6 protein-coding genes are annotated in these 7,416 nt (G+C 34.3%); 3 read left to right on the top strand and 3 right to left on the bottom strand.

Annotated features, from left to right (window positions below; translation table 11 throughout):
- Positions 1–662 precede the first annotated feature (662 nt).
- Positions 663–1,109 carry a hypothetical protein gene (locus BALCAV_RS20215; RefSeq protein ID WP_136446105.1) on the top strand — a complete coding sequence of 149 codons (447 nt, stop codon included), beginning with the start codon at positions 663–665 and terminating at the stop codon, positions 1,107–1,109.
- 124 nt (positions 1,110–1,233) lie between these two features.
- Here the strand turns inward: BALCAV_RS20215 and BALCAV_RS20210 are convergent, their stop codons facing one another.
- Positions 1,234–1,740, bottom strand: a complete 507-nt coding sequence (locus BALCAV_RS20210; protein ID WP_040324304.1) for a YhcN/YlaJ family sporulation lipoprotein — start codon at positions 1,738–1,740, stop codon at positions 1,234–1,236.
- Positions 1,741–2,106: 366 nt separating this feature from the next.
- On the opposite strand from BALCAV_RS20210, the gene BALCAV_RS20205 reads away from it, so the two are divergent.
- Complete coding sequence (locus BALCAV_RS20205; protein ID WP_004427074.1) at positions 2,107–3,984, top strand: BCCT family transporter; 1,878 nt, start codon at positions 2,107–2,109, stop codon at positions 3,982–3,984.
- 98 nt (positions 3,985–4,082) lie between these two features.
- On the opposite strand, the gene BALCAV_RS20200 is transcribed toward BALCAV_RS20205, so the two are convergent.
- Positions 4,083–4,901 carry a cytochrome c oxidase assembly protein gene (locus tag BALCAV_RS20200; protein WP_004427077.1) on the bottom strand — a complete coding sequence of 273 codons (819 nt, stop codon included), beginning with the start codon at positions 4,899–4,901 and terminating at the stop codon, positions 4,083–4,085.
- A complete protein-coding gene (locus tag BALCAV_RS20195) occupies positions 4,891–5,391 on the bottom strand; it encodes a DUF2243 domain-containing protein (RefSeq protein WP_004427079.1) in 501 nt (166 codons plus the stop codon). The genes BALCAV_RS20200 and BALCAV_RS20195 overlap by 11 nt, the downstream gene beginning before the upstream one ends.
- Positions 5,392–5,600: 209 nt before the next feature.
- On the opposite strand from BALCAV_RS20195, the gene BALCAV_RS20190 reads away from it, so the two are divergent.
- The gene (locus tag BALCAV_RS20190; RefSeq protein ID WP_004427082.1) at positions 5,601–7,271 is read left to right on the top strand and encodes a sigma-54-dependent transcriptional regulator; all 1,671 of its coding nucleotides are present in this window, start codon (positions 5,601–5,603) and stop codon (positions 7,269–7,271) included.
- The last annotated feature ends 145 nt before the right edge of the window (positions 7,272–7,416 follow it).

Here is a 7,416-nt window from a genome sequence, read left to right as displayed (position 1 = left end):
CCAGGTTCTCAGCAAGGACGCGGAGTATGGTTTTGGGAGCGACAGCCGAAGAGCATTGTACATTGTCTATTTTTTCTTAATGCACAGTTTATCCGTTTTGTGTGATAGTACGTTCTCGCTTTTCTAACGTATCAAGGGCATTTGTTTAAGAGCTTCCCTTTCGCTCTGCCAACTCGTTGAACGGATTTTCTCGATGCGAAAGTTGAGTTAAGTTCTTATCCTTTCTTCCGAGGTGAGCGGTTTTCTGATGCTTCAACCATTATGTCCCAATCATTTACATGCTCAGATAAGCCTAATGCATAAAGGCCAAATGAAATAGTACAAAAACTTGCAGAACTCAATTGATTCGTGTTTGAAAAGGTTGTGTCATCAAAAGGGTAAATCAATCATTTTATTAAAACAAAGCTCGACTTATCTGAATTAAGCTTTTTATCAGAGCGTGGAAGCACGAACTTAATATCAAACTAAATAATTTCACGTACCATATATTAACTAAAAAAATCGATCTCATTTAGCCACTTAAGACATTCTTTCTATCAATAGCTGGTTTTTGTTATATAATGAGGGAATAAAGGAAAAATACTTATAAAACATAAGAGGGGGAGTGGCCTTACTAATTAAGTATTAGCATCGATTGTACTTAATTTACAATGGGCATAATTATGAATAAAAGGATTTGGTTGTTGATAATCGGGGCCACTATTATGTTTATAATCGTTTTGTTTTTCCTTGAAAAACAGCCAGAGTTTGAAGTCATTTCTCAAGAAAAATTGGATGATGGGACGATTATTGAGGAATTGGTTTTTGACTATGAGAAGGTGTACCAATTATTAGATGTCCTTCATTATGAGTTTGAAGAAGGGGTCTCATTAATTGTCAAAAATGAACAAAAAGAGATGTATGTCATTTTTCAACACCCCACAACAAGCTATGACAATATTACGAGTGAGATTATTAATAATCAATTATTTATTCATTTTGATTCAGATGATAAGGTTCAACAAAGTGAAAATAAAATATTTAAAATGAGTTTTCATAATAAGGATTTTGAGTTTATCAAGCTGTTTAACAATGGAGAAGAAGATGCTTTTGCGACCATTATTATGTAAGTTATAAGTGCTGCTTTAGCCAAGTTGAACTTAAAAAGTAGTAAATAAAGTTATAGAAAAAGAAAGTCTCAAGGGATGTTTAGACCTTTAAGACTTTCTTTTTTGATTAGATTAATTTGTGTCATTAACGGGCATTTGGAAAGATTCTTTGAGTCATTTCTGTAAATTCTTCAAATAATCCTTGAATCGGACGACCTTCTTGAATTTTATCCCCGTAACCTGTCATTCGATCAACAAAATCTGGGTTAGCCGAAACGAATACATTTTGAATATTAGAATCGGTGGATTTAACCACTTCTGAAATTTCATTCTCAAGCTCTTGACGGATTTCTCCTTTTCTATCATCGTCTAATACAACTGCAACATAAGCATTTCGATTAGCTGCGATGACATTCGCATGACTGACGTCGTCTAAATCAGTGATTTTATCGGCGGCCTCACTAGCAACTTCCATCCGTGTTTGATTGTTATCCCAATCATTATTTTGAGTTTGCATATTATCTCCACGGGTATTTTGGGTTTGCAAACGATTTGCCTCAGGACCTGGATTCGCTTGGTTTCCAAAACCACAACCACTAAAAAGGGCAACAATTAATAATAAAATTAATGATCTTTGTATGAACTTCAAAATAATCCTCCTTTAAAAGTTATTCATCCATTAATGTGCACTTCATCAATTTTTTTATACGTAAATTCAGTAGAAAATAAAAAACAATCGTTACGGTTATGAAATAACAGGTTGATTGATTTAAAAGCTTAAAAACATTTATTTCTCCTCTGTTTGTTAAAAAGATAGGGAAGAATAAAACAAATCGAGCTGGAACATTTTAATAATAATAAAAGTTTTTTATAAAAAAGTAGTTTAAGCTGTGAATAAATAGGGAAACAAAAAATGGTCGAAAAAAATACCTAATTAGATCCATTTGTGTGCTTTATAAAGGAGGAATATCTAACACAGAATGGTAAATGTCAAATTTGGCAATGGAAGGTGATGCTTATGTTAGATAAAAAGAGAGAGAAAGACCATAGTGCTTCCTTTGTGTTGTATGTATCCGTAATTGGAGTCGTGTTATTCGTAACATGGGGGATTATATCGCCATCTCATCTTGGGGCAACAGCCAATACAGCGCTAGATTGGATTATTGTGAATTTTGGTTGGTTTTATATGTTAATGGCGAGTTTGTTTGTCATATTTGGATTAGTAATAGCGATTTCTCCATTTGGAAAATTGAGATTAGGAAAAGAGGATGATCGACCGGAACATTCCTTTATTTCTTGGGTCGGGATGTTATTTGCGGCTGGTCTTGGCGTAGGATTTGTTTTCTTCGGGGTAGCGGAACCGATTATTTATTATTTGGACACTCCACCTGGGATCACACCAGGTACAATAGAAGCCGCAGAAGTTGGCTTACAATATGGAGTCTTTCATTGGGGTTTACATGCTTGGGGTGCTTTTTCAGTTGTGGGTCTAACTTTAGCCTACGTGCAATATCGAAAAAATAGGCCAGCTTTAATTAGTTCAGCATTTTATCCTTTGATTGGTAATCGTGTGAATGGTTGGATGGGCCGCGGTATTGATTTATTAGCTGTTATTTCTACCTGTGCTGGAGTTGCGACTACTTTTGGTCTTAGTGCACTGCAAATTTCTGGGGGGGTCTCATTTTTAACCCCATTATCGAATAGTATTCCTTTGCAGCTTACGATAATTGCTATTATTACCGTATTATTTCTTTTTTCAGCTGTACGAGGAATTGAAAAAGGAATTAAAAGGTTAACGAATATTAATTTAATTCTAGCTGGATTATTACTCATATTTGTTTTTCTTGCTGGTCCTACCATCACGTTATTAGAAAGTATGGTCACAACTGTTGGTGGATATGTTGCAAATATTGTTGATATGTCTTTAACGATGACACCTTTTTCAGAGAGTGAATGGTTAGGGGCTAATACGATCTTCTTTTGGGCGTGGCATATGTCGTGGTCTCCTTTTGTTGGATTGTTTATCGCACGTATTTCAAAAGGACGTACGATTAGAGAATTTATTGGCGGGGTATTATTAGTTCCTACTTTACTTGCTGTTATATGGTTCACGACATTTGGAGGGACGGCATTAGAAATTGAAATGTCAGGTATGTATCCATTAGCTGATGTTGCTTTAAATGAAGTAGAGTTAACATTATTTTATATGTTAGAACAGCTTCCATTCACGACAATTGTCAGCATTTTAGCGATTATTGTTGTCGGGATATTTTTTGTTACATCAGCAGATTCTGCGGCTTTTGTTCTAGGATCAATGACTTCTGGTGGACAATTAAATCCAAGTTATAAATTAAAAATCCTTTGGGGAGTTTTAATTGCTGGAACAGCTTCTGTCTTACTTATCAGTGGAGATGGAGGATTAAATGCTTTGCAAACAGCTGCGATTGCCGCTGCTTTGCCATTTGCGTTTATTCTAGTACTCATGCTCATATCCGTGAGTATGATGATGTTTAAAGATTTTGATGTTGATCAGAAACAAAAACGTAGAAAGCGTACAGAAGAATTAAAAGAAATTATGAAAAAGGAAGCATATGAAGAGCTGCGCCAAGAACTAACCGATGAATGGCGAGAAGAGTTACGACGTGAGTTAATGGCGGTCGGTCGAAGTAATGCCGAAATGATACATTTCCAAGCAACTGAAAACAGTGCCATCGTCGGTAAAAACTTAGCTTCAATCGGTTTTCCTCCACATGTTAATGTCAGTGCAATTGAACGTGGGGAACAAATGCTAACACCATCTGGGAGTACAGTCATCGAAGAAAATGACTTTATGTATGTACTCGTACAAAGTGAACAAAAGGAAGCCTTGTTAGAGATCTTAAGAGAAACGAAATAAAAAAATACCTGTAGATTAAACACTCTTTTTCAAGTGTCTTCTCTACAGGTACCATTTTATGTCGATAAATGACATTCTCTCTCTTTTTCTAGATTCAATTAAGTCATTTGGTTTGCAACCATTCTTATCCGTGGTCGAGTTGCCTTAAACCATTGCCAACAAAGAATGAAGATAATGACCGCATCGATGAGATCGCCACCATAATACATAAGTTTGGCTGCTTGTTGAGCTTGTTCCATTTCAACCCCTATTGGTGGGTTAGCATAAATATATTTGGTTAGAATTCCGTGACCAGCTAAAGCAATAATCAATGTAAGTGCTCGACATTGAAAAGAAACACGGTGATAGATAGGATCAATATAGATCATGGAAACTGTAAATAAATAACCTGCCATAAAGAGGTGAGCATGTACCAAACCATTGATCCAATCATTTTCGTGCATGAGCGAATACAAGTTAGATGTATACAATAGCCATAATCCACCGATATTTAACGCGGATGCGATAATAGGATGGGTATAAACTCGAAATGGCCAGCTTTTAAGAAATGAAGAGAGCTTTCTTGCGACTGAAACATTTAGGATTCGAAATAATAAAGTCATTGGTGCTGATAACACGATGAGTAAAGGCACTAACATTCCTAATAGTAAATGGTGAATCATATGAGTGACAAAAGGACCATCAACTAGTGGCACTACCGGATTTAGGAGCACAACACTTGCTAAAAATAGACCGCTTGCAAAGGAGAGAGTTCGGTATTTGGGCCAATTTTTATAATGTTTGTTGGAGTAATAAACAGATAGAAGATAGAAAAGAAAAAAGAGAATTAATGGAATGACCATATAAAGTGAAGCTATTAATTCAACTATATGATGAGTTTCAGAAGGATTCAAAGCATGATGCGCATTATAATTCATGGTGATTAGTTCCAGAAACATTTGGTTTACCCTGATTATGTTTAAGGAGGAGTATACCAATGATGATCATAATGGCGGCAAAAACATTCCAAATCAGATCATAAATAAAGACATTATCGACATAGCGAATTTGATGTATTCCCATTAACTTGTGTTGAATAATCCCATCATAAAGTTGAAAAATACCCGCACCAAGAAGAAGACCGCCCCACCACCTTTTAAGTAATAAAGCTCCTTTTCTTTTTAAGTCCGCAAATAAAAATAACCCACCAATAGTTGCAAACCAACTAAAAGCATGGAAGAGTCCGTCTGAGATTAACCCAATACTAGTTGTCGATTTATCATAAAAGTGATGCCAATGTAGGATTTGATGAAAGACAGCCTCATCAATAAAAGCAACAAGTCCAAGGCCGAACAATATGCCGGACCATAAATTACGCCTTTTGTATAAAGCTCTTTTAGTAGTAATTGAATAAGTTTCTGTAGCCATTTTACGCCTCCTTATAAAAATGTTACCTATAGTTTTTCACTCGATTCCATTATTATACAGCGGGTGGATAAGAATCAAATTGTTTTAGAAATGCATCTACTTATGTACAAAGCTGCTAGGTAGTTACAAATTGGTTATCACTACCTTTTTTTATTTAGATATGATTCAATATGAATATAATTATTTTTTGAATGGAACGGAGAATTAAAATGCTACAAATTCATATCATTGCACCATATCAATCAATGGTACCGATTATTAAAGAATGCCTCCCTTTTTATGAGGATTTAACGATAAGTTATTCTGTTGGGGATCTACAAAAAGGTGTAGAAATTGCCAAAGAGCAAGAGAGAGAGGGAACAAATATCATTATTAGTCGTGGTGGAACGGCACAGTTGATCAAAGAGAATGTCACCATTCCAGTCATCGATATTCAATTGTCTGGATATGATTTAACACGCTCTTTAACGTTAGCGAGTAGTATTCATAATAAAACAGCGGTCGTCGGTTTTTCGAATATTACCTCTGGTGCAAGTTCCATTATTGATTTGTTAAATTTATCTTTAAAAGTTTTTACCGTTTCGCGTTCGGATGAAGTCGCTCCCCTTTTATTTAAACTAAAAGAAGATGGGTATCAACAAATTCTTGGTGATGTTATTACAATAAAAACATCACAAGCATACGGTTTAAAAGGAATGTTGTTACAGTCAGGAAAAGAATCTATTATTCGTTCGATTGAAGATGCTCTTTTTTTATATGAAAACTTAAAAAAACAAAACAGATTAAGTGGAGTATTTGAGCATTTTTTGGTGAAAACTCAGCCGAATATTCTCATTTTTGATGAAAAAAACAAATTGGTGTATGAGAACCTTCGGGATATTGAACAGAATCTTTTAACGGAGGAAGAGTTATATATTTTGAACACGGCCTTAGAAGTAAATCGAAGTAAGGTTATCCGTGATTTTGAAAGAGGTTCTTATCATATTAATGTAACAGGATATTTGTATGAAGATGAAATCAAGGTATATTTTTTAGAAAAACATATAGTTGATTTGTCATTAGAGAATGGTGTCAAAATACATAATGGTGTGATCAAAGAACCGATAGCCAATAAATCAGAGCAAATGGAGAGCATTATTCAAACACTAAAAAAACTATATTCCAAACATAAACCGATTGTATTAGCTGGTGCAAAAGGGACAGGTAAGAAATTTCTGGCATCTTATATTCACCAAGAATTAGCTGTAGATGGCCAGCTAATTGAATTAGATGTCAGGCAGTTTAACATGGAGCATATTAATGATTTATTTCAGCCAAATGTTCGAACAATCGTTATAAAAAATTGTGAAGGTCCTCTTTTGGACCCTGTCTATAAACTTTTACTTCAAAAATGTGATGAAGAAAAAGTACGCTTACTTCTCTTAACTGATACATTGAGGACACAAGAAGAAATAGAAAACCTTGGTCTTTATCAAATCATTGTGCCACATTTATCAGAAAGACTAGAGGATCTCCATGAATTAGTGCTATACTTTTTAGCTGATTACCATCAGAAATATGGAACAACAGCTGTAAAAGTAACGGATGATGCTTTATCTTATTTGAAAGGTTTAAATTATACAAATCATATTGATAGCTTAAGAAATATAATTAAACAAGCGGCATTAAATGAAAAAGATTATATGATTCATAAAACAACTATTGAAGCATTATTTGAGACGAATACAGTAGAATTAAATCAACCTATACAAGGAACATTAAAGGATATAGAGACAAAAATCATTTTGCAAGTGTTAAAAGAAGAAGATAATAATCAAACAAAAGCAGCTGAAAGATTAGGAATTAATCGAGCAACATTATGGAGAAAACTTAAGGGGTGACCTTTAAGTTTTTTATTTATATTAACTGTTGCATATTTAAACTATTTTATTATTTTATAATTATTTTCGAAATTTATTGTTGCATAATATATCGTTCTGTTTTAATCTATATTTAGAAATACAGATGAAAGCGTTTCATTAAATG

Source organism: Alkalihalobacillus alcalophilus ATCC 27647 = CGMCC 1.3604, assembly GCF_000292245.2.
Classification (GTDB): domain Bacteria; phylum Bacillota; class Bacilli; order Bacillales; family Bacillaceae_D; genus Alkalihalobacillus; species Alkalihalobacillus alcalophilus.
Note: the sequence above shows the minus strand (reverse complement) of the source record. Positions and strands in the feature narration are given on the sequence as shown.

Excerpts from the sequence above, each read along its gene's own strand:
- BALCAV_RS20215 (WP_136446105.1), top strand. The coding sequence starts at position 663 with ATGAATAAAAGGATTTGGTTGTTGATAATCGGGGCCACTATTATGTTT.
- BALCAV_RS20205 (WP_004427074.1), top strand. The coding sequence starts at position 2,107 with ATGTTAGATAAAAAGAGAGAGAAAGACCATAGTGCTTCCTTTGTGTTG.
- BALCAV_RS20200 (WP_004427077.1), bottom strand. The coding sequence starts at position 4,901 with ATGAATTATAATGCGCATCATGCTTTGAATCCTTCTGAAACTCATCAT.
- BALCAV_RS20195 (WP_004427079.1), bottom strand. The coding sequence starts at position 5,391 with ATGGCTACAGAAACTTATTCAATTACTACTAAAAGAGCTTTATACAAA.
- BALCAV_RS20190 (WP_004427082.1), top strand. The coding sequence starts at position 5,601 with ATGCTACAAATTCATATCATTGCACCATATCAATCAATGGTACCGATT.